Consider the following 21,940-nt stretch of genomic DNA (forward strand, 5'->3'; position numbering starts at 1 on the left):
GCCTACCAGCGGCCACCGCGGCGGAGCTCTCGAGTGGCCGAGGCCACGGATGTGCACTTGTGTGGTGCTGGTGGGCCACAGGGACCGCCGTGAGCGGTCCGCGACCAGTGGGAGGCACCGTGCAGACGGATATCGATCCGCGCCGCCTGATCGGCCGCAAGGCGTTCGATCGCAAGGGCGCCAAGATCGGAACGGTGGATGAGGTCTATCTCGACGACGCGACCGGTGTGCCCGAGTGGGCGGCCGTCCGCACCGGCCTGTTCAGCAGGGACGCCTTCGTCCCGCTGGAGCCCAGCGAATTCGTCGAGGACGCGCTGCACGTGCCCTTCGACCGGGCGTTGATCAAGGGGGCGCCGGACTTCGGCGTCGGCCGGCACCTCTCGCCCGAACAGGAGCTGCAGCTCTACCGGCACTACGGGCTGGACTCCCCGCCCTCAGCGGCCCCGGCGCCCGACGACCGGGACTTCGGCAGGCTGGCGGGCCAGGAGGAGTAGTCGGGCACCTCGCGGACGAGCGGCAGGGGATCGGCGGGCCGCAGCAGCGGGTCGTCGATCCGGAATGTGAGGACCCGGCCGGGAGCGCTCCACGGTTCCTCGAACCGGACGGTGACCCGGCCGATGCCGCTCCCCTGCACCCAGCCGTGCCCGTGCTCCTCGTGGTGCACGTCGTGTCCGGCCGGCCAGCGCCGCGCGGCGAGCTGCTCGGCGCTGTCCGCCTCGGGCTCCGGGACGGGCTCCTCCGCGCCGGCCTCCGCGGCCGGCGCGTGGTGCTCCCGGTCCCGCCGCGCGAGCTCCCGGGCGTCGGCGGCCTGGGCGAACAGGTCCTCCTGGGTGTAGTCGGCGAGCCCCGTCACCCCTACGCCCAGGAGCCGTACGCCGCCCGTGGTGTCGACGGACTCCAGCAGCCGCCCCGCCGCCTCGCGGACCACGGTGGGGTCGTCCGTGGGGCCTCTGAGCGTCTCGGAACGGGTCAGCGTGGAGAAGTCGTAACGGCGCACCTTCAGCACCACCGTGCGGCCCGACCGGTCGGCTGCGCGCAATCGCTCCACGCACCGCACGGCCAGCCGCTCGACCTCGGCACGCACCCGCACCCGGTCGTGCAGGTCCACGTCGAAGGTGTCCTCCACCGATACGGACTTGGCGTCCCGCTCGGCGACCACCGGCCGGTCGTCGAGCCCGAGCGCCATCCGGTAGAGCCCGTGGCCGTGGGCCTTGCCGACCAGCCGTACGAGCTCCGCCTCACCCGCCTCGGCCAGATCGTGGACGGTGGTCATCCCGGCCCGTCGGAGGTGGTCGCCGGTGGCCGGGCCGACCCCGGGCAGGATGCGGACGGACATGGGGGCGAGCAGGTCGCGCTCGGTGCCCGGCTCGATGACGAGCAGGCCGTCGGGCTTGGCCTCCTCGGAGGCGATCTTGGCGAGCATCTTGGAACCGGCCAGCCCGACGGATCCGCTGAGGCCCGTCACCGCCCGGATGGCCGCACGCAGCCCCTCCCCCGTGGCACGGGCCGAAGCCGAGTCGTCCGCCGTCCCGCCGGCCTCCAGGTCCACGAAGGCCTCGTCCAGGCTGAGCGGCTCCACCAGGGGAGACAGCCGGCCCAGCAGCTCCATCACCTGGTCGCTCACCGTCCGGTACAGCGAGAAGCGGGGCACCAGGTAGGCCGCGTTGGGGGCGAGCCGCCGGGCCTGCGCGGTGGGCATCGCCGAGTGCACGCCCAGGCGCCGGGCCTCGTACGAGGCGGTGGCGACCACGCCGCGCGGGCCGAGGCCGCCCACCACGACCGCCTTGCCGCGCAGACTCGGCTTGGCCGCCTGCTCCGCCGAGGCGTAGAAGGCGTCCATGTCCAGGTGGAGGATGGTGGGCGCGGGTCTCACACCGTCGATGCTGCCCTACGGCACTGACAACGGGACGGTCCGGCACCCCGTGAGGCACCGGACCGTCCCGCGTCCGTCGTCCTGTCGCGTCGTACGCCCGCGTCGGGCCGCTCGGCCCGGGGTGCTCAGCCCGCGCGGTTACGCCGCCGAGCCAGCTCGTCCGTGGGGTTGTGGCCGATGAGCGTCTCGCCGGTGTCGACCCGCTCGCCGTGCAGCTGCGACAGCGCCGCGTCCACGTCCCGCCAGACGACGCCGACGGCGATCCCGAAGACGCCCTGCCCGCCCTGGAGCAGGCTGACGACCTCGTCGGGCGAGGAGCATTCGTAGACCGTCGCCCCGTCGCTCATCAGCGTCATGCGTTCGAGGTCCTGGAATCCGCGGTCCCGTAGGTGCTGCACCGTGGTGCGGATGTTCTGAAGTGCGACCCCGGTGTCCAGGAACCGCTTGACGATCTTGAGGAGGACCACGTCCCGGAAACTGTAGAGACGCTGGGTCCCCGACCCGTAGGCCGGGCGCACACTGGGCTCGACCAGTCCCGTACGCGCCCAGTAGTCCAGTTGGCGGTAGGTGATCCCCGCCGCCGCGCACGCCGTCGGCCCGCGATAGCCGATGTCGTCGGCACCGCTCGCCGCTGCCATGCCGCCCGCTGCCACCGCCGCCGGTTGAACCGGCTGCCTGATGGTGTGGTCGGCTCCACTGCCGTGCTGCGGATACGGCCCACCCGCCGCCGCTCCGTCGCCGCTGCTTCTCACGCCGACCTCCGTCCTTGACCTGCCCACTCGAAGGTAGGCAGTCACTCGGGGTGCGTCAACGATCGCCACACTCGGCACGCCGAGTGATAATCACCCTGAGGGTGGTTTCCCGTGTCTCGTTTCCGGGAAAGGCTTGTCGGATGCGCTGACGGCACCCCCTTGCGGGACGGTCACTGACTGTTCGTTCCGAAGTCCTCCGGAGAGATCTGGTCGAGGAATTCGCGGAACTTCTCCACCTCGTCCTCCTGCTCGTCGGGGATCGCGATGCCCGCATCGTCCAGCACGCCGTCACTGCCGTAGATCGGCGTGCCGGTCCGCAGGGCGAGCGCTATGGCGTCGGAGGGCCGGGCGCTCACCTCGACTCCGCTGGCGAAGACGAGCTCCGCGTAGAAGACCCCTTCGCGCAGGTCCGTGATGCGGACCTCGGTGAGCTCCTGGCCCACGGCCTCGAGCACATCCTTGAACAGGTCATGGGTCAGCGGCCTGGCGGGAGCCATGCCCTGCTGGGCGAAGGCAATCGCGGTCGCCTCCCCCGGACCGATCCAAATGGGGAGGTACCGGTCGCCTCCCACCTCACGCAGGAGAACGATCGGCTGGTTGGAGGGCATTTCCACCCGGACACCGACAACGTCGAGCTCGTTCACACAGCAACCCTAGGACGTGCTCGCCATGTTTGGGTAGTCGGGCACCGCCGAGGTCAGTGCAGACGGGTGCGCAGAGCGCTCTGCACGAGCGCCGCGTGCAGCCGTACGGACAGCTCGGCGAGCTCGTTCGCGGTGGCCTCGGCATGGGCCCTGGTCTGCGGATTACGGTGCCGGCGCAGGGGCGCGACCACCTGCTCCACCAGGCCCGCCTCCCGGTCGGCGGAGGCTCGCATGGCCCGAAGGTGACGTGGTTCCAGACCGAAACGACCCAGATCCGCCACCAGCTTGGCGACCGTCACCATCTCGGCCTCGTAGCCGCCGTCCGGGGACGGGACGATGAGCCCGTAGGACTCCCACTCGGTCAGCCGCTCCTCGTCGACCTCGGCGGCCGCGAGCAGCTCGGCCCGCCCGATCCGGGCGGCGGTCGGCCCACCGGAGCCGGCCTCCCACACTCCGTCGGAGAGGTCCCGCTGCGCACCGGGCGAGGGCAGAACGGGCTGCTCCCCCCGGGCCAGCGCGTCCAGGTGCTCCCGGATGACCTTCAGCGGCAGATAGTGATCCCGCTGCATCCGGAGCACCTGGGCCAGGCGCTCCACATCACGCGGGGCGAACTTCCGGTATCCGGAAGGAGTACGCTGCGGCTCGATGAGCCCCTCGGCCTCCAGGAACCGGATCTTGGAGATGGTGACTTCGGGAAACTCCTCGCGCAGCTGGATCAGCACCGTTCCGATGCTCATCGGTCGCGCTTCCGCGGTGGCGGTGCCGTGTCCGGCACCGCCTGTCGGTGTTCGCAGCATGGGCCTTCCTGGGGGTCCCCCGGACGGAGTCCGGGGGCTGGTCACACGCCCCGCGGGCTCGCATAGAAGACCAGGCGGTACTTTCCGATCTGGACTTCGTCGCCGTTGGACAGCGGGACCGAATCGATGCGCTCACGGTTGACGTAGGTGCCGTTGAGGCTGCCGACATCGCCCACGGTGAAGCTACCTTCCGGACTCCTGCGGAACTCCACATGACGCCGCGACACGGTCACGTCGTCGAGGAAGATGTCGCTCTGCGGGTGACGGCCGGCCGTGGTCAGATCGCTGTCGAGCAGGAAGCGGCTGCCGGAATTCGGACCGCGCCGCACGACGAGCAGCGCCGAGCCCGCGGGCAGGGCGTCGACCGCGGCCTGGGCCTCCGGGGAGAGCGAGGGCAGAGAGGTCTGGCCGGTCGCCTCCGCCTCGTACGCCTCGAGACCGGAGATGGAGATCGTGGACGTCGTCTCCGAGGGACGCTCGGGAACGCCGCCCCGCAGCGGCGCGCCGCAGTTGGAGCAGAACTTGCTGGCCTCCGCGTTGCGGTGACCGCACCTCGTACAGACCGGCATCGACGAGCCCTCCGGGGTGAACCCTCCACCCGTACTCGAGGCTGATGGTGCGCCGAAACCTATGCGTCCGGCACCGGCAGGGTCAACAGCCGACACGCCGTCACCCCCGGGGCTCCGGACACCTCGTCGCGGAAGAGCGGACGCTCCGCCTCCTGCTCCTCGCCCTGAGCGTGGCGCGGAGCGCGGTGGCGGGCAGCACTGTTGCTGTCCTCGCGTGCACTCTTCCCGAACAACTTCGCAAACAACTTCACGGGCGATTCCCCTTGACCGACATAGACCCGCCCGTGGGGCAGGACGAACCCTGATTGAACACACCTGCCGACCCGGACATCTTCACAACGTCCGTATCCACCCGACAGTTTCCACCACGCACCACCAATCCGGTGCGGCGACCCCCCGCAACCGTCCGACCCGGTCCACCGGCCCCCGGACCCGCCCCGATCACGGGGAGGACGACCGAGCGTAGTCAGGCCGCTGCGCCGGTCGCAAGGCGTCGACGACGATGTCGTCGGACCGCTCCACGAGCACGGTGGCCTGCTCCTTCTCCAGCGTCTGGACCACACCGCCGGGGATGTTGAGAGCGGGCTCCAGATCCTGCGGCTTGCCGATCACCGTGAACTCGTACGGCGCTTCGATCTTCTTCCCGTCGACCTGGACGTCCCCGGCTCCCCCGGAGAAGTAGGTGTTGGCCACCACCCGCACTCCGTTGACCTCGATCGCCTCGGCCCCCGCCGCCCTCAGCTCCTGAAGGGCATCGAGCAGCATGTCGGGCGCGACCGCGCGCGCGGGGTCGGTGATCGTCAGCGTGATGCCGGGGCCCTGTGCCGCGACGGTGCCCGCGAGGATGCCGAGCTGGCGTTCCTTCTCCAGCGTCTGCTTCCGGGCCTCCTCGGCCTGGTCGGAGCTGTTCTCCAGTTCGGTGCGTTGGTCGTCCAGCCGCTGCTTCTCGTCCTCCAGCCGCTGGGTCCGGTCGTCGACCTCGTCGAGGATGCGGACCAGGTCCTCCTGCCGGGCGCCACGCAGCGCGCTGTCGTCGCTGGTGGACCGCACCTGGATGGCGAGCCCCAGGCCGAGCCCGAACAGCAGGACGGCGACGATCAGTTGGGCGCGGCTCAGCCGCGGCGGCCACAGGCCCGCCTTGAGGCGCTGCCGGCCGGTCACCTCCGTGGCGGGGGGCGGCGGCACTGAGGTGTCCGGGACGGCGGACGCGCCGCCCTCGGGCTGTTCGCTGCGGGAGTTCTCGTCGTTGTTCATCGGCCTCAAGCCCGGAAGACGTGCCGGCGGATCGCGGCGGCGTTGGAGAAGATCCGGATGCCGAGCACGACCACCACACCCGTGGAGAGCTGGGCGCCGACGCCCAGCTTGTCGCCGAGGAAGACGATCAGCGCGGCCACCACGACGTTGGAGAGGAAGGAGACCACGAAGACCTTGTCGACGAAGATCCCGTCGAGCATGGCCCGCAGGCCGCCGAACACGGCGTCGAGCGCGGCGACCACCGCGATCGGCAGGTAGGGCTCGACCACCGCCGGTACCTCGGGCCGGACCAACAGTCCGACCACGACTCCCACGACGAGGCCCAGTACGGCGATCACGATGTGCCCTTCCCTGTGTCTGCCGCACCACTGCCGGCGGCCTTCGGCTCTGCTGTACGGACGATCAGGCTCGGCGCCGCCGGAAGCTGGACCTTCGCCTGGTCGGAGATGCTGGTGCGGATGTCGAAGCTCTCCTTGAGCGCCTGCAGGTACTGGCCGTCGGCACTGTCCTGGAACGCCGTCGCGAGCTTCTTCCCGTCCCCCACCGCGAGCACCGTGTACGGCGGTACGAGCGGTCTGTTGTCGACCAGTATGGCGTCGCCGGCGGCCCGGATGGCCGACAGGGCCGTCAACCTCTGCCCATTGATGGCGACGGCCTCGGCGCCGGATTCCCACAGACCGTTGACGACGCGTTGCATGTCGCGGTCGCGCACCCGTCCGGTGTCGGCGAAGCCCGAGGACTCCCGGGGCCCGCCGCCTCCCTGGTCGGTGTTCTTCGCGTCGTCGACGATCAGCTTCACTCCGGGGCCCTCGACGGGGGTCGCCCCCGCCAGCAGGGCCACCAGCTGCCCCTGATCCCCGCCGTGCTGTTCAAGGGCCTTGCGCTGACGTTCGCTCACATCGGCGCGGAGCTTGTCGACGTTCGACTCCAGGGTGTCGGCGGCCTCCGTCTCGGCGTTGATGCGGTCGATCAGCTCTTCGCGCTCCTTGGCCACGACCGGAGCCGAGATCCGCGCCTCGGCGGCGCCGAGGGTGACCACGAGGGCGGCCACCACCAGTCCGGCGGCGAGGCCGAGCTTCGACTTGAGCGTCCGGGGCAGCCCCGCGCTCCCGTCGGCCTTGCGCCGTGCCGAGGCCTCCGCGTACCCGTCGTCGAGGCTGTGGTCCATCACGTTGTTCAGCAGCGACATGGAGGCATCGGGGCGTGCGGACGGCGGGGCGGTGCTCCGATCGGGGGACTGCTGCGACATGCCGCACATCGTCGCACGTCATCACAGCTACCGCCGAATGGCCCCACCGGTGCGCCGCGACCCCCTGCGCGGGGCGTCGCGGCGCACCGTTCCCGGATCAGTCTCCCGCGCTGTCCACGACCGCGGCCCACTCGTCGAGGAGCGCCTGGGCCGAGGCGTCGTCCGGGCCCTCCGCCCACAGATGGGTGACGGCTTCCGCCCGGTCGGGCAGGACCATGATCCACCGGCCGTCCGGCTCGACCACCCGGACCCCGTCGGTGGTGTCCACGCTGCGGTCTCCGGCCGCTTCGACGACCCGGCGCATGACGAGCCCCTTGACGGCCCACGGCGTCGCCAGGTCGCGGCGCAGGACGTGCGCCCGGGGGATGCGGGCGTCGATCTGGCTCAGGGTGAGCTGGGTGCGTGCGACGAGCCCGATGAGCCGGACGAAGGCGGCGGTCCCGTCGAAGACGCTGCTGAATTCGGGAACGATGAATCCGCCGCGCCCGTCTCCTCCGAAGATGGTGTCCTCTTCACGGCCCACCCGGGTCAGGTCGTCGGGCGAGGTGGTCGTCCACTCCACCTGGGTGCCGTGGTAGGCCGCCACCTGCTCGGCGACGCGCGTGGTCGTCACGGGCAGGGCGACCCGGCCGCTGCGCCGCTCGGCGGCGACGAGATCGAGGAGGACCAGCAAGGCCCGGTCGTCCTCGATGATCCGGCCCAGTTCGTCGACGAGAGAGAGCCGCTCGCCCACCGGGTCGAACCGCACCCCGAAGGCCGCCCGCGCGGAGGACACGATCTCCCCGAGCCGCACCAGACCGGCGCGCCGGGTGTCGGTGGACTCGGTGGGCCGCGCCTCGTCGAGCCCGGGGTTGATCGTCAGCGCGTCCACCCCGAGCCGTCCGAGGAGGCTGGGCAGAACGAGCCCGGCGCTGCCGTTGGACGCGTCGACGACGACCTTGAGCCCGGACTCGGCGATGCCCTCGACGTCGACGTTCCGCAGGAGGGACCCGGTGTACGAGTCGAACACGCTGGACGGGAAGTGCAGGTCCCCGATCTCGCCGGGGAAGGCACGGCGGTACTCCTGGCGTGCGTAGACCCGGTCGAGCTTGCGCTGCTGTGCCTGCGAGAGGTCCGCGCCCCGCTCGTCGATGAACATGATGTCCACGGAGTCGGGAACACCGGGCGACGTTCGGATCATGATGCCGCCGGCGCTGCCCCGGGCGGTCTGCTGGCGGGCGACCGGCAGCGGTACGTTCTCCAGGTCGCGTACGTCGATGGCGCTGGCCTGGAGGGCCGAGATGACGGCCCGCTTGAGGGCGCGGGCGCCTCGGGAGTGATCGCGGGCGGTCGTGACCGTCGAGCCCTTCTTGAGGGTCGTGGCGTAGGCGCCGGCCAGGCGTACGGCCAGTTCGGGGGTGATCTCGACGTTCAGGATTCCGGAGACCCCGCGTGCTCCGAAGAGGTGTGCCTGTCCCCGGGACTCCCAGATGACCGAGGTGTTGACGAACGCGCCGGCCTCGATGGTCTTGAACGGGTACACACGGACGTTGCCCTGGATGATCGACTCCTCGCCGACCAGGCATTCGTCACCGATGACGGCGCCGTCCTCAATGCGGGCCGCACGCATGATGTCGGTGTTCTTGCCGACCACGCAGCCCCGCAGATTGCTGTGCTGTCCGATGTAGACGTTGTCGTGCACCACGGCCTTGTGGAGAAAGGCCCCGGTCTTGACGACGACGTTCGACCCCACCACCGTGTGCTCGCGGATCTCGACGTCGGCCTCGACCTTGGCATAGTCGCCGATGTACAGCGGTCCGCGCAGCACGGCGTCGGGGTGGACCTCGGCCCCTTCGGCGACCCACACGCCGGGCGAGATCTCGAAGCCGTCGATCTCCACGTCGACCTTGCGCTCCAGGACGTCCGCCTGGGCCTTCACATAGCTCTCGTGGGTGCCGACGTCCTCCCAGTAGCCCTCGGCGATATAGCCGTAGATGGGCTTGCCCTCCTTCATCAGCTGAGGGAAGACATCTCCGGACCAGTCGACCGAGGTGTCGGCCTGGACGTAGTCGAAGACCTCGGGCTCCATGACGTAGATGCCCGTGTTCACGGTGTCCGAGAAGACCTGCCCCCAGGTCGGCTTCTCCAGGAACCGTTCGACCTGGCCGTTCTCGTCCACGATGGTGATGCCGAATTCCAGCGGATTGGGAACCCGGGTGAGGCAGACCGTGACGAGCCCGCCCTTTTCCTTGTGGAAGGCGATGAGGTCGGTGAGGTCGAAGTCGGTGAGCGCGTCACCGGAAATGACGAGGAACGTGTCGTCCTTCAACGCCTCCTCGGCGTTCTTCACACTGCCTGCGGTGCCGAGTGGCTTCTCCTCGTTGGCATAGGTGAGCTCCATTCCGAGCTCCTCGCCGTCCCCGAAGTAGTTCTTGACGAGGGAGGCGAGGAACTGGACGGTCACTACGGTTTCGCTGAGCCCATGCCGCTTGAGCAGCCTCAGGACGTGCTCCATGATCGGCCTGTTGGCCACGGGCAGGAGCGGTTTGGGCATGCTCGAGGTCATGGGGCGAAGACGTGTGCCTTCGCCACCAGCCATCACGACGGCCTTCATGTCGGAAACGTCCTCCTAGAAGAGACGACGGTCAGCCGACTTCGCCCGTCGGGGCATCATTCACACCATCTGGGGCGGACCGGCCACATTGCGCGGCGCCCCATCAACGAGCTCAATCGGCTACTGCGTCCGCCTTCACGAGCCGGCGGACCTGAACCACATAGAGGATTCCTGCCCACCAGTAGAGCGTTGTACCCCATCCTGCGAACGCCCATCCGAAAACGGCGGCCAGTGTGGCCAGCCAACCACTCCCGTCGCTGAGCAGCAACAAGGGGAACGCGTACATCAGGTTGAAGGTTGCAGCTTTCCCGAGGAAGTTGACCTGCGGCGGCGGATAGCCGTGACGGCGCAGGATGGCCACCATCACGAGAAGCATCAGTTCCCGGGCCAGAAGCAGCGCGGTGACCCAGAGCGGCAGAATCTCCCGCCAGGTGAGGCCAACCAGGGTGGAAAGGATGTAGAGCCGGTCGGCCGCGGGGTCCAGGAGCCGACCCAGGCTGCTGATCTGGTTCCACTTGCGGGCGAGCTTCCCGTCGAGGTAGTCGCTGACGCCGCTGAGCATCAGTACCAGCAGCGCCCAGTTGTCGCTGTTGGGCCCACCGAAGACGGGACGAAGAATCAGCCACAGGAAGAGCGGTACCCCGACAAGGCGCGCCATGCTGAGGATGTTGGGGATGGTGAGGACCCGGTCCGTCTGGACCCGGGTCTCCTGGACCTCCACCCGGGAGCCTCCTGTGAAGAACGTGCCAATGATGCCCCCTGACCTTACCCTCAGCTTCCGCCCTCGGGCGCAGGGGGGTGGAGGGTGGACCTCAGGTAAAGGTCCGGAACGCAGAAAAGCCCCGCACCAGAAGGTGCGGGGCTTTCCCGGAAAGATTGTTCGGCGGCGTCCTACTCTCCCACAGGGTCCCCCCTGCAGTACCATCGGCGCTGAAAGGCTTAGCTTCCGGGTTCGGAATGTAACCGGGCGTTTCCCTAACGCAATGACCACCGAAACACTATGAAACTATGAACACCGGGCAACAACACAGCTGTTCGTTATTTCAGAACTAACACAGTGGACGCGAGCAACTGAGGACAAGCCCTCGGCCTATTAGTACCAGTCAGCTCCACCCGTTACCGGGCTTCCACATCTGGCCTATCAACCCAGTCGTCTACTGGGAGCCTTAACCCCTCAAGAGGGTGGGAATACTCATCTCGAAGCAGGCTTCCCGCTTAGATGCTTTCAGCGGTTATCCTTTCCGAACGTAGCCAACCAGCCATGCCCTTGGCAGGACAACTGGCACACCAGAGGTTCGTCCGTCCCGGTCCTCTCGTACTAGGGACAGCCCTTCTCAATATTCCTACGCGCACAGCGGATAGGGACCGAACTGTCTCACGACGTTCTAAACCCAGCTCGCGTACCGCTTTAATGGGCGAACAGCCCAACCCTTGGGACCGACTCCAGCCCCAGGATGCGACGAGCCGACATCGAGGTGCCAAACCATCCCGTCGATATGGACTCTTGGGGAAGATCAGCCTGTTATCCCCGGGGTACCTTTTATCCGTTGAGCGACAGCGCTTCCACAAGCCACTGCCGGATCACTAGTCCCGACTTTCGTCCCTGCTCGACCCGTCGGTCTCACAGTCAAGCTCCCTTGTGCACTTACACTCAACACCTGATTACCAACCAGGCTGAGGGAACCTTTGGGCGCCTCCGTTACTCTTTAGGAGGCAACCGCCCCAGTTAAACTACCCATCAGACACTGTCCCTGATCCGGATCACGGACCCAGGTTAGACATCCAGCACGACCAGAGTGGTATTTCAACGACGACTCCACAACCACTGGCGTGGCCGCTTCACAGTCTCCCACCTATCCTACACAAGCCGAACCGAACACCAATATCAAACTATAGTAAAGGTCCCGGGGTCTTTCCGTCCTGCTGCGCGAAACGAGCATCTTTACTCGTAGTGCAATTTCACCGGGCCTATGGTTGAGACAGTCGAGAAGTCGTTACGCCATTCGTGCAGGTCGGAACTTACCCGACAAGGAATTTCGCTACCTTAGGATGGTTATAGTTACCACCGCCGTTTACTGGCGCTTAAGTTCTCAGCTTCGCCACCCCGAAGAGCAGCTAACCGGTCCCCTTAACGTTCCAGCACCGGGCAGGCGTCAGTCCGTATACATCGCCTTACGGCTTCGCACGGACCTGTGTTTTTAGTAAACAGTCGCTTCTCGCTGGTCTCTGCGGCCACCCCCAGCTCACCGAGTAAATCGGATCACCAGTGATGGCCCCCCTTCTCCCGAAGTTACGGGGGCATTTTGCCGAGTTCCTTAACCATAGTTCACCCGAACGCCTCGGTATTCTCTACCTGACCACCTGAGTCGGTTTAGGGTACGGGCCGCCATGAAACTCGCTAGAGGCTTTTCTCGACAGCATAGGATCATCCACTTCACCACAATCGGCTCGGCATCAGGTCTCAGACTTATGCACGACGGATTTGCCTACCGTGCGTCCTACACCCTTACCCCGGGACAACCACCGCCCGGGCTGGACTACCTTCCTGCGTCACCCCATCGCTTACCTACTACAAGTCTGGTTCATCGGCTCCACCACTACCCTCAACTCCGAAGAGATCGGGCCGGCTTCACGGACTTAGCATCGCCTGATTCAGTACTGGGCGTTTCAAAGCGGGTACCGGAATATCAACCGGTTGTCCATCGACTACGCCTGTCGGCCTCGCCTTAGGTCCCGACTTACCCTGGGCAGATCAGCTTGACCCAGGAACCCTTAGTCAATCGGCGCACACGTTTCTCACGTGTGTATCGCTACTCATGCCTGCATTCTCACTCGTGAACCGTCCACAACTCGCTTCCGCGGCTGCTTCACCCGGCACACGACGCTCCCCTACCCATCCATACAGGCGTTGGCCCTATGTGTATGAATGACACGACTTCGGCGGTACGCTTGAGCCCCGCTACATTGTCGGCGCGGAATCACTTGACCAGTGAGCTATTACGCACTCTTTCAAGGGTGGCTGCTTCTAAGCCAACCTCCTGGTTGTCTCTGCGACTCCACATCCTTTCCCACTTAGCGTACGCTTAGGGGCCTTAGTCGATGCTCTGGGCTGTTTCCCTCTCGACCATGGAGCTTATCCCCCACAGTCTCACTGCCGCGCTCTCACTTACCGGCATTCGGAGTTTGGCTAAGGTCAGTAACCCGGTAGGGCCCATCGCCTATCCAGTGCTCTACCTCCGGCAAGAAACACACGACGCTGCACCTAAATGCATTTCGGGGAGAACCAGCTATCACGGAGTTTGATTGGCCTTTCACCCCTAACCACAGGTCATCCCCCAGGTTTTCAACCCTGGTGGGTTCGGTCCTCCACGAAGTCTTACCTCCGCTTCAACCTGCCCATGGCTAGATCACTCCGCTTCGGGTCTAGAGCGTGCAACTCAAACGCCCTGTTCGGACTCGCTTTCGCTACGGCTTCCCCACACGGGTTAACCTCGCTACACACCGCTAACTCGCAGGCTCATTCTTCAAAAGGCACGCAGTCACGACGCACCGAGCAAGCTCGATGCGCGACGCTCCCACGGCTTGTAGGCACACGGTTTCAGGTACTATTTCACTCCGCTCCCGCGGTACTTTTCACCATTCCCTCACGGTACTATCCGCTATCGGTCACCAGGGAATATTTAGGCTTAGCGGGTGGTCCCGCCAGATTCACACGGGATTTCTCGGGCCCCGTGCTACTTGGGTGTCTCTCAAACAAGCCGCTGATGTTTCAGCTACGGGGGTCTTACCCTCTACGCCGGACCTTTCGCATGTCCTTCGCCTACATCAACGGTTTCTGACTCGTCTCACAGCCGGCAGACTATGAAAGAGAGATCCCACAACCCCGCATGCGCAACCCCTGCCGGGTATCACACGCATACGGTTTGGCCTCATCCAGTTTCGCTCGCCACTACTCCCGGAATCACGGTTGTTTTCTCTTCCTGAGGGTACTGAGATGTTTCACTTCCCCTCGTTCCCTCCACACTGCCTATGTGTTCAGCAGCGGGTGACAGCCCATGACGACTGCCGGGTTTCCCCATTCGGAAACCCCCGGATCAAAGCTTGGTTGACAGCTCCCCGGGGACTATCGTGGCCTCCCACGTCCTTCATCGGTTCCTGGTGCCAAGGCATCCACCGTGCGCCCTTAAAAACTTGGCCACAGATGCTCGCGTCCACTGTGCAGTTCTCAAACAACGACCAGCCACCCATCACCCCACCCGCAAAGGTGAGTTCACTGGGACCGGATCAGAAGGAACAACCTTACGGCCGCACCCTCAGACACCCAACAACGTGCCCGGCCCGATGCCCTGATCACCACGTTCCACGCCGAAGCAGTACTAGTGACAACCAGATCATCGTGCCGAATAGTCAACGTTCCACCCATGAGCTGACCACCGTCGAACATTTGCCGACGTAGTGGCTCTGGACCCCCGAAAGGGTCTAGATGCTCCTTAGAAAGGAGGTGATCCAGCCGCACCTTCCGGTACGGCTACCTTGTTACGACTTCGTCCCAATCGCCAGTCCCACCTTCGACAGCTCCCTCCCACAAGGGGTTGGGCCACCGGCTTCGGGTGTTACCGACTTTCGTGACGTGACGGGCGGTGTGTACAAGGCCCGGGAACGTATTCACCGCAGCAATGCTGATCTGCGATTACTAGCAACTCCGACTTCATGGGGTCGAGTTGCAGACCCCAATCCGAACTGAGACCGGCTTTTTGAGATTCGCTCCGCCTCGCGGCATCGCAGCTCATTGTACCGGCCATTGTAGCACGTGTGCAGCCCAAGACATAAGGGGCATGATGACTTGACGTCGTCCCCACCTTCCTCCGAGTTGACCCCGGCAGTCTCCTGTGAGTCCCCATCACCCCGAAGGGCATGCTGGCAACACAGAACAAGGGTTGCGCTCGTTGCGGGACTTAACCCAACATCTCACGACACGAGCTGACGACAGCCATGCACCACCTGTATACCGACCACAAGGGGGCACCATCTCTGATGCTTTCCGGTATATGTCAAGCCTTGGTAAGGTTCTTCGCGTTGCGTCGAATTAAGCCACATGCTCCGCTGCTTGTGCGGGCCCCCGTCAATTCCTTTGAGTTTTAGCCTTGCGGCCGTACTCCCCAGGCGGGGAACTTAATGCGTTAGCTGCGGCACCGACGACGTGGAATGTCGCCAACACCTAGTTCCCAACGTTTACGGCGTGGACTACCAGGGTATCTAATCCTGTTCGCTCCCCACGCTTTCGCTCCTCAGCGTCAGTAATGGCCCAGAGATCCGCCTTCGCCACCGGTGTTCCTCCTGATATCTGCGCATTTCACCGCTACACCAGGAATTCCGATCTCCCCTACCACACTCTAGCTAGCCCGTATCGAATGCAGACCCGGGGTTAAGCCCCGGGCTTTCACATCCGACGTGACAAGCCGCCTACGAGCTCTTTACGCCCAATAATTCCGGACAACGCTTGCGCCCTACGTATTACCGCGGCTGCTGGCACGTAGTTAGCCGGCGCTTCTTCTGCAGGTACCGTCACTTTCGCTTCTTCCCTGCTGAAAGAGGTTTACAACCCGAAGGCCGTCATCCCTCACGCGGCGTCGCTGCATCAGGCTTTCGCCCATTGTGCAATATTCCCCACTGCTGCCTCCCGTAGGAGTCTGGGCCGTGTCTCAGTCCCAGTGTGGCCGGTCGCCCTCTCAGGCCGGCTACCCGTCGTCGCCTTGGTAGGCCATTACCCCACCAACAAGCTGATAGGCCGCGGGCTCATCCTTCACCGCCGGAGCTTTCAACCCCGTCCCATGCGGGACAGAGTGTTATCCGGTATTAGACCCCGTTTCCAGGGCTTGTCCCAGAGTGAAGGGCAGATTGCCCACGTGTTACTCACCCGTTCGCCACTAATCCACCACCGAAGCGGCTTCATCGTTCGACTTGCATGTGTTAAGCACGCCGCCAGCGTTCGTCCTGAGCCAGGATCAAACTCTCCGTGAATGTTTACCCGTAATCGGGTGCACACACACGAGAGCGGAACAACCGGTCGGAATAAGACCCGTTGTTCACAGCGTCCTCGCTGTGTATTGCCTACCGCCGCACATGGCGACCGTAGGACTTTCAAAGGAACCACCAACCTGCCGAAGCAGGCCGGGTATCAACATATCTGGCGTTGACTTTTGGCACGCTGTTGAGTTCTCAAGGAACGGACGCTTCCTTCGGTCCCGTATCACCGGGGCCCTCCGGGCGCTTCCCTTCATTTACTTCTTTGTCCTGCTGTCTTGCGTTTCCGACTCTATCAGACTCTTTCGTGTCCGATTCCCGGTCGAAGCGGGCCATGCAGTTTCGCTTTCCAGGTTCTTCGCTTTCGCGTTTCCCCTTTCGGCGGGTCCGACTCTATCAGGCCTTTTCCGTCTCCTTGACCACGGTCTGCGGGCATGCCGAAGGGTGGTTCATGGTTAGGATCTTGGCTGGAAAGTCGCCGCCGACCCCGACTCAAAGTCGCGTTGGGGTCAGGCAGGAGTACGACAGTACAGGTCGCCGGGGACCGAGGCAAATCGTTTCTGGTGCACCCCTAGGTCCGCCAAGCGGTAGGTCTCGGGCGGAACCGGGACTTCATATGACTTACGCTGCTGAGCAGTACGCCGTCCCCCATCAGTCGCGGCGGCGACACCTGAATCTCCACCCCCTGGGAGGCTCCCCATGACCAACGTGACGTCCCCTCTTGCTGGACGCGCCATCGGACTCACCGAGGTTCCCGACCCGGTCTTCTCCGGCGCGATGGTCGGTCCCGGTACCGCCATCGACCCCGTGCGTGAGCCCTCCGAGGCCGTGTCCCCGGTCGACGGCATCGTCGTCTCCCTCCACCCCCACGCGTTCGTCGTCGTCGACGCGGACGGGCACGGGGTTCTGACGCACCTCGGTATCGACACCGTCCAGCTCAACGGCGAGGGCTTCGAGCTTCTCGTGAACAAGGGGGACACCGTGACCCGGGCCAGGGCATCGTCCGCTGGGACCCGGTCGCCGTCGAGGCCGCCGGCAAGTCACCCATCTGCCCGATCGTGGCCCTGGAGGCCACCGCCGAGTCGCTCTCCGATGTCCGTGAGGACGGGGACGTGAAGATCGGCGACACGCTGTTCGGCTGGCAGTAGCGCTCGGGCGCGGCCACCAGCCAGTTGCACAACCACCGCGGCGACTCGGTCGCCGCACAACCGGAGACGGGTGAAATGGAGACAACGCTGCGAGGCGTCGGCGTGAGCCACGGTGTGGCCATCGGCGAGGTTCGGCACATGGGTACGGCGGTGCTGGAGCCGCCCGCCAAATCGATTCCCGCCGAGGAGGCCGAGCGCGAACAGGGGCGTGCCCGGCAGGCGGTGGAGGCCGTGGCGGCCGATCTGGTCGCGCGCGGCAATCTGGCCGGTGGCGAGGCACAGCACGTGCTCGAGGCGCAGGCCATGATGGCGCAGGACCCCGAGCTGATGTCCGATGTCGACCGGCGTATCGCCGTCGGCAGCACCGCCGAGCGTGCCGTGTACGACGCGTTCGCCGCGTACCGGGCGTTGCTCGCCAACGCCGGGGAGTACCTGGCGGGGCGGGTCGCGGACCTCGACGACGTACGGAACCGGATCGTGGCGCGGCTGCTCGGTGTACCGATGCCCGGCGTGCCGGACAGCGACCAGCCGTACGTGCTGATCGCGCGGGACCTTGCGCCGGCCGACACCGCGCTCCTCGACCCGACGCTGGTGCTCGGCTTCGTCACCGAGGAGGGCGGGCCGACCAGCCACAGCGCGATCCTGGCGCGGGCGCTCGGTGTTCCGGCCGTGGTGGCGCTGCCCGGCGCCGGCGAGCTGGCCGAGGGCACGGTCGTCGCGGTGGACGGCAGCACGGGTGAGATCTTCGTCGACCCGAGTGCGGAGAAGCGGGCCGAGATGGAGGCCGCCGCCGCGGCGCGTAAGGCCGCGCTGTCCGCCTCGACCGGTCCCGGTGCCACCTCCGACGGGCACAAGGTGCCGCTGCTCGCCAATGTCGGCGGTCCGGCCGACGTGCCCGCGGCGGTCGAGGCGGGAGCCGAGGGTGTCGGGCTGTTCCGTACCGAGTTCCTGTTCCTGGACGACAGCAAGCAGGCTCCTTCCGAGGAGAAGCAGGTCGCGGCCTACCGCGCCGTGCTGGAGGCGTTCCCCGAGGGGCGTGTCGTCGTGCGGGTGCTGGACGCCGGCGCGGACAAGCCGCTGGACTTCCTGACCCCGGCCGACGAGCCGAACCCGGCGCTCGGCGTCCGCGGGCTGCGAAGCCTGCTGGACCACCCCGAGGTGCTGCGTACCCAGCTGACCGCGCTGGCGAAGGCCGCCGAGGGTTTGCCGGTGTACCTGGAGGTCATGGCCCCCATGGTGGCCGACCGCATCGACGCCAAGGCGTTCGCGGACGCGTGCCGCGAGGCGGGGCTGCGCGCGAAGTTCGGCGCGATGGTGGAGATTCCGTCGGCCGCTCTTCGGGCGCGGTCGATCCTCCAGGAGGTGGAGTTCCTGTCGCTGGGCACCAACGACCTGGCGCAGTACACCTTCGCGGCCGACCGTCAGGTGGGCGCGGTGTCGCGGCTCCAGGATCCGTGGCAGCCGGCGCTGCTGGATCTCGTGGCGCTGTCCGCCGAGGCCGCTCGTGCCGAGGGCAAGAGCTGCGGTGTGTGCGGTGAGGCCGCGGCCGACCCGCTGTTGGCCTGTGTGCTGACGGGTCTGGGTGTCACCTCGCTCTCCATGGGTGCGGCGTCCATTCCTTATGTGCGGGCCACACTGGCCAAGTACACGCTGGCGCAGTGCGAGCGGGCGGCGAACGCCGCTCGGTCCGCCGACTCGGCCGACGAGGCGCGCAGCGCTGCGCAGGCCGTGCTCTCGGGTGAGTAGGCGAGTGGGCGCGTAGCAGCAGCGGTTCTCGGGGAGGGGCCTTCCGCCGCTGGCGGGAGGCCCCTCTCTCTTTTGCCCTGGTTCGTTGTCGTGGTCAGCGGTGGGTTTCCGGGGGCTCCGCTCCGATGTCGAATCCCGCGCAGTACTCGACGCCGGACTCCGGGGAGACGGGCTCTCCGGTGTCCGCGTCCGTGCAGTAGGCGTTGAAGACCTCGCCCGCGGTGAGCGGGGCGAGGCCGCCGTGGGCCAGGCGCCAGCCGTGGACGCGGTCCGGGCTGTCCGGGGCGCTGGTGCGCAGGACCACTCCCCGCGTGATTCCAGGGCTACGGCCACCGCGAGGACGGTGGCGAACTCGGCGCCCTCCGCGCTGTCGAGGCGGGCCGGTCCTGCGGTGTCGCGGTGGGTGTGGAGCACGGCCAGGAGCTGGTCGTTGTCCGTCGGGACGCTGCACACCAGGTGGTGGGTGCCCGGTCCGGCCGTCTCCAGCAGCCGCATCAGGAGGTGCGAGGCGCGGTCGAAGGCCGCGCGTCCGATGTCCTGGCCGCAGTCGGCGCAGGTGCCGAGGTCGGCGAGGAGGAGGGTGGCGTACTCCCAGGTGGCCTGGCGGACCGCGCGGGAGACGAGGACGGGGATGAGGTCGTCGATGCCCTGGCCGGTGTAGGCGACCGTGGCTCCGGCGGCGGCGATCTCCGCGGTGAAGCGGCTGCGGCTCGTCCCCGTGTCGGCGTCGAGGCCCGACTCGGCGCAGAACTCCTCGTAGTCCTCCGGGTCGAAGAGGGCGACGGTGGTGTGCACGCCCTGGGCCGCGAGCGCTTTGAGCAGGGCCTCGACCTGTTGGAGGTAGACGGTGTGGTCGTCGAAGGGGAAGGTGCCGTAGCGCCGCATGGCCGCGAAGTCCTGGGCGTCGACGAGGAGGCCGACGGTGCTGGGTGCTTCGCGGCGCAGCGTGCGTCGCAGGGTGGTGGTGTGCGGGGTCCCGTGCCTCCTGCCGCGCTTCTTGCGGTGCGTCGCGTTGTGCTGGGTGTTGTGCTTCGTGCTGCGCTTGGTGTCGTCGGTCTGCGCCATGTGTCCCCCTGTGCGCGGTGAATCATTGCTCACTCAGCGTAATCAGGGGGACTGACAGTGGCGTTACGCGCGGCGCCTCGCCGCCAGGTCGGCGTAGAAGTGGAGGAGGTCGAGGTTGTCGACGGAGCCGGGGTTGACCGCCTTGGCCAGCTCGGTTCCCTGAAGGAGGCGCTTGACCGGAACCTCGATGCGCTTGCCGGTGAGGGTGTGCGGGATGGCGGGTACCTCGATGACCTCGTCCGGGACGTGGCGCGGGGAGAGGTTGTCGCGGATGGTCTGCTTGATCGCGGCGCGCAGGTCGTCGTCGAGGGTGGCGCCTTCGGTGAGGTGGACGAAGAGCGGCATCCAGTAGCCGCCGTCGGGTTCTTCGAGGCCGATGACGAGGGATTCGCGGATCTCGGGGAGCCGTTCGACGGCTTCGTAGATGTCGGCGGAGCCCATGCGGACGCCCTGGCGGTTCAGGGTGGAGTCGGAGCGGCCGTGGATGATCACCGAGCCGTGGTCGGTGATGGTGATCCAGTCGCCGTGCCGCCAGACGCCGGGGTACATGTCGAAGTAGCTGTCGTGGTAGCGGCTGCCGTCGGGGTCGTTCCAGAAGCGGATCGGCATGGAGGGCAGCGGGTTGGTGACGACCAGTTCGCCGACCTCGTTGATCAGCGGCTTGCCCGACGGGTCCCAGGACTGGAGGTCGGTGCCGAGGCAGGGGGCCTGGAGTTCGCCGATGTGCACGGGGAGGGTGGGGACGGCTCCGGCGAAGCAGGAGCAGACGTCGGTGCCGCCGCTGACGGAGGCGATCCAGAGGTCGTCGGCGACCTCGTCGTGGAGCCAGCGGAAGCCGTCGGGCGGGAGCGGGGAGCCGGTGGTGGCGACGCACTGGATCCGGGAGAGGTCGAAGTCGCGGCCGGGGTGGATGTCTGCCTTGCGGCAGGCCATGACGTACGCGGCGGAGGTGCCGTAGAGGGTGGCGCCGGTCTGTTCGGCGACCCGCCACTGGGCGCTGACGTCCGGATAGCCGGGGCTGCCGTCGTACAGGACGACGGTGGTGCCGGTGAGGAGGCCGGAGACGAGGAAGTTCCACATCATCCAGCCGGTGGAGGTGTACCAGAAGAAGCGGTCCTCGGGGCCGAGGTCGCAGTGGAGGCCGAGCTGCTTGAAGTGTTCGAGCAGGATGCCGCCCTGGGACTGGACGATGGCCTTGGGCAGGCCGGTGGTGCCGGAGGAGTAGAGGACCCAGAGCGGGTGGTCGAAGGGGACCTGTTCGAAGACCGGCTCGGTGTCGGCGGAGGTGAGGGCGGCCCAGGCGAGGGCGCCTTCGGGGGCGTCGGTGCCGAGCAGCGGGATGTGGACGACGGCGCGCAGGGTGGGCAGTTCGCGGCGCAGCTCGGCGACGGTCTCGGTGCGGTCGTGTTCCTTGCCGCCGTAGCGGTAGCCGTCGACGGTGAACAGGACGACGGGTTCGATCTGCTGGAAGCGGTCGAGGACGCTGCGGGCGCCGAAGTCGGGGGCGCAGGAGGTCCAGACGCCGCCGACGGCCGCGGTCGCGAGGAAGGCGACGACGGCCTGCGGGATGTTGGGGAGGTAGCCGCTGACGCGGTCGCCGGGGGTGACGCCCAGGGCGCGGAGTTCGGCGGCGAGCGCGCCGACCTGGCGGCGGAGTTCGGCCCAGCTGATGGGGACCTGGGCGTGGGTCTCGTCGACGTACAGCAGGGCGGGGAGGTCGGCGCGGGCCGGGTCCTCGGCGGTGCGCAGGGCGTGTTCGGCGTAGTTGAGGGTGGCGCCGGGGAACCAGGTGGCGCCGGGCATGGCGCGGTCGCCGAGGACGCACTCGTACGGCGAGGAGAAGCGGATGTCGAACCACTCGGCGACGGCCTGCCAGAAGGTGTCGAGCTCGTCGACGGACCAGCGGTGCAGGGCGGCGTACCCGCCGTCGGCCGGGGCGCCGTACCGGGTCGCTGCCCAGTTCTGGAAGCGGGTGACGGCCGCGGCCTCGATGCGGTCGGGGCCGGGCTGCCAGAGCGGGGCGTCGGGCGTGGCTGCGGTCATGAGGGCTGCTCCCTGGCTGTACGGGTACGCGGGGTGGGCGTCGGCGCGCACGGGCTGGGGTGTGCGCGTGAGCGGCTGACGAGGACGATGCCATGTGATCGTCTTCGGCACCAGGGTGGCCCCGCCCTCCGGGGTGCCGGGGGGCGGCGGCCGACCTGGGTGAACGGGAGTTGAACGGAAGGT

12 protein-coding genes, 3 rRNA genes and 3 pseudogenes are annotated in these 21,940 nt (G+C 66.9%); 3 read left to right on the forward strand and 15 right to left on the reverse strand.

Annotated features, from left to right (window positions below; translation table 11 throughout):
- Nucleotides 1–119 precede the first annotated feature (119 nt).
- On the forward strand, nt 120–494 hold the full coding sequence (locus CCZ36_RS03555) for a PRC-barrel domain-containing protein (RefSeq protein ID WP_069736210.1): 375 nt from the start codon (nt 120–122) through the stop codon (nt 492–494).
- Here the strand turns inward: CCZ36_RS03555 and CCZ36_RS03560 are convergent.
- The 13 genes and pseudogenes from CCZ36_RS03560 to CCZ36_RS03625 all read right to left on the reverse strand — a co-directional run bounded on the left by CCZ36_RS03560 (nt 413) and on the right by CCZ36_RS03625 (nt 15,752).
- The gene (locus tag CCZ36_RS03560; protein ID WP_069736063.1) at nt 413–1,873 is read right to left on the reverse strand and encodes a DNA polymerase IV; all 1,461 of its coding nucleotides are present in this window, start codon (nt 1,871–1,873) and stop codon (nt 413–415) included. The genes CCZ36_RS03555 and CCZ36_RS03560 overlap by 82 nt on opposite strands.
- Nucleotides 1,874–1,998: 125 nt before the next feature.
- Nucleotides 1,999–2,625, reverse strand: a complete 627-nt coding sequence (locus tag CCZ36_RS03565; RefSeq protein WP_069736062.1) for a MerR family transcriptional regulator — start codon at nt 2,623–2,625, stop codon at nt 1,999–2,001.
- Nucleotides 2,626–2,795: 170 nt separating this feature from the next.
- Nucleotides 2,796–3,269, reverse strand: coding sequence for a bifunctional nuclease family protein (locus CCZ36_RS03570; protein ID WP_006123076.1), 474 nt, complete (start codon nt 3,267–3,269; stop codon nt 2,796–2,798).
- 53 nt (nt 3,270–3,322) lie between these two features.
- Complete coding sequence (gene ftsR / locus CCZ36_RS03575; protein WP_128817016.1) at nt 3,323–4,066, reverse strand: transcriptional regulator FtsR; 744 nt, start codon at nt 4,064–4,066, stop codon at nt 3,323–3,325.
- A gap of 41 nt (nt 4,067–4,107) precedes the next feature.
- Nucleotides 4,108–4,886: pseudogene (locus tag CCZ36_RS03580) on the reverse strand (FHA domain-containing protein).
- Nucleotides 4,887–5,076: 190 nt separating this feature from the next.
- A complete protein-coding gene (locus CCZ36_RS03590; RefSeq protein ID WP_069744129.1) occupies nt 5,077–5,889 on the reverse strand; it encodes a DUF881 domain-containing protein in 813 nt (270 codons plus the stop codon).
- A gap of 5 nt (nt 5,890–5,894) precedes the next feature.
- A complete protein-coding gene (locus CCZ36_RS03595; RefSeq protein ID WP_003970459.1) occupies nt 5,895–6,227 on the reverse strand; it encodes a small basic family protein in 333 nt (110 codons plus the stop codon).
- Nucleotides 6,224–7,138, reverse strand: coding sequence for a DUF881 domain-containing protein (locus CCZ36_RS03600; RefSeq protein ID WP_128817018.1), 915 nt, complete (start codon nt 7,136–7,138; stop codon nt 6,224–6,226). The genes CCZ36_RS03595 and CCZ36_RS03600 overlap by 4 nt, the downstream gene beginning before the upstream one ends.
- A gap of 97 nt (nt 7,139–7,235) precedes the next feature.
- Entirely contained in the window at nt 7,236–9,731 is a 2,496-nt protein-coding gene (locus tag CCZ36_RS03605) for a mannose-1-phosphate guanyltransferase (RefSeq protein ID WP_069736058.1), read from the reverse strand.
- A gap of 112 nt (nt 9,732–9,843) precedes the next feature.
- Nucleotides 9,844–10,452, reverse strand: coding sequence for a CDP-alcohol phosphatidyltransferase family protein (locus CCZ36_RS03610; protein WP_069736057.1), 609 nt, complete (start codon nt 10,450–10,452; stop codon nt 9,844–9,846).
- A gap of 157 nt (nt 10,453–10,609) precedes the next feature.
- A 5S ribosomal RNA gene (gene rrf, locus CCZ36_RS03615) occupies nt 10,610–10,726 on the reverse strand.
- A gap of 78 nt (nt 10,727–10,804) precedes the next feature.
- Nucleotides 10,805–13,928: ribosomal RNA gene (locus CCZ36_RS03620) — 23S ribosomal RNA — on the reverse strand.
- Nucleotides 13,929–14,225: 297 nt separating this feature from the next.
- Nucleotides 14,226–15,752 (reverse strand): 16S ribosomal RNA (locus CCZ36_RS03625).
- Together the 16S, 23S and 5S rRNA genes form the textbook arrangement of a ribosomal RNA operon.
- Before the next feature lie 702 nt (nt 15,753–16,454).
- Here CCZ36_RS03625 and CCZ36_RS03635 point away from each other — a divergent pair.
- Nucleotides 16,455–16,903: pseudogene (locus CCZ36_RS03635) on the forward strand (PTS sugar transporter subunit IIA).
- 75 nt (nt 16,904–16,978) lie between these two features.
- Nucleotides 16,979–18,649: a phosphoenolpyruvate--protein phosphotransferase gene (ptsP, locus tag CCZ36_RS03640; RefSeq protein ID WP_128817019.1), complete on the forward strand. Its 1,671-nt coding sequence runs from the start codon at nt 16,979–16,981 to the stop codon at nt 18,647–18,649.
- Nucleotides 18,650–18,743: 94 nt separating this feature from the next.
- Here ptsP and CCZ36_RS03645 read toward each other — a convergent pair.
- Nucleotides 18,744–19,714, reverse strand: a pseudogene (locus CCZ36_RS03645) (hypothetical protein).
- 63 nt (nt 19,715–19,777) lie between these two features.
- Complete coding sequence (locus CCZ36_RS03650; RefSeq protein ID WP_069740686.1) at nt 19,778–21,757, reverse strand: acetoacetate--CoA ligase; 1,980 nt, start codon at nt 21,755–21,757, stop codon at nt 19,778–19,780.
- Between the last annotated feature and the right edge of the window lie 183 nt (nt 21,758–21,940).

Source organism: Streptomyces sp. S063 (genome assembly GCF_002832675.1).
GTDB classification, from domain to species: domain Bacteria; phylum Actinomycetota; class Actinomycetes; order Streptomycetales; family Streptomycetaceae; genus Streptomyces; species Streptomyces sindenensis.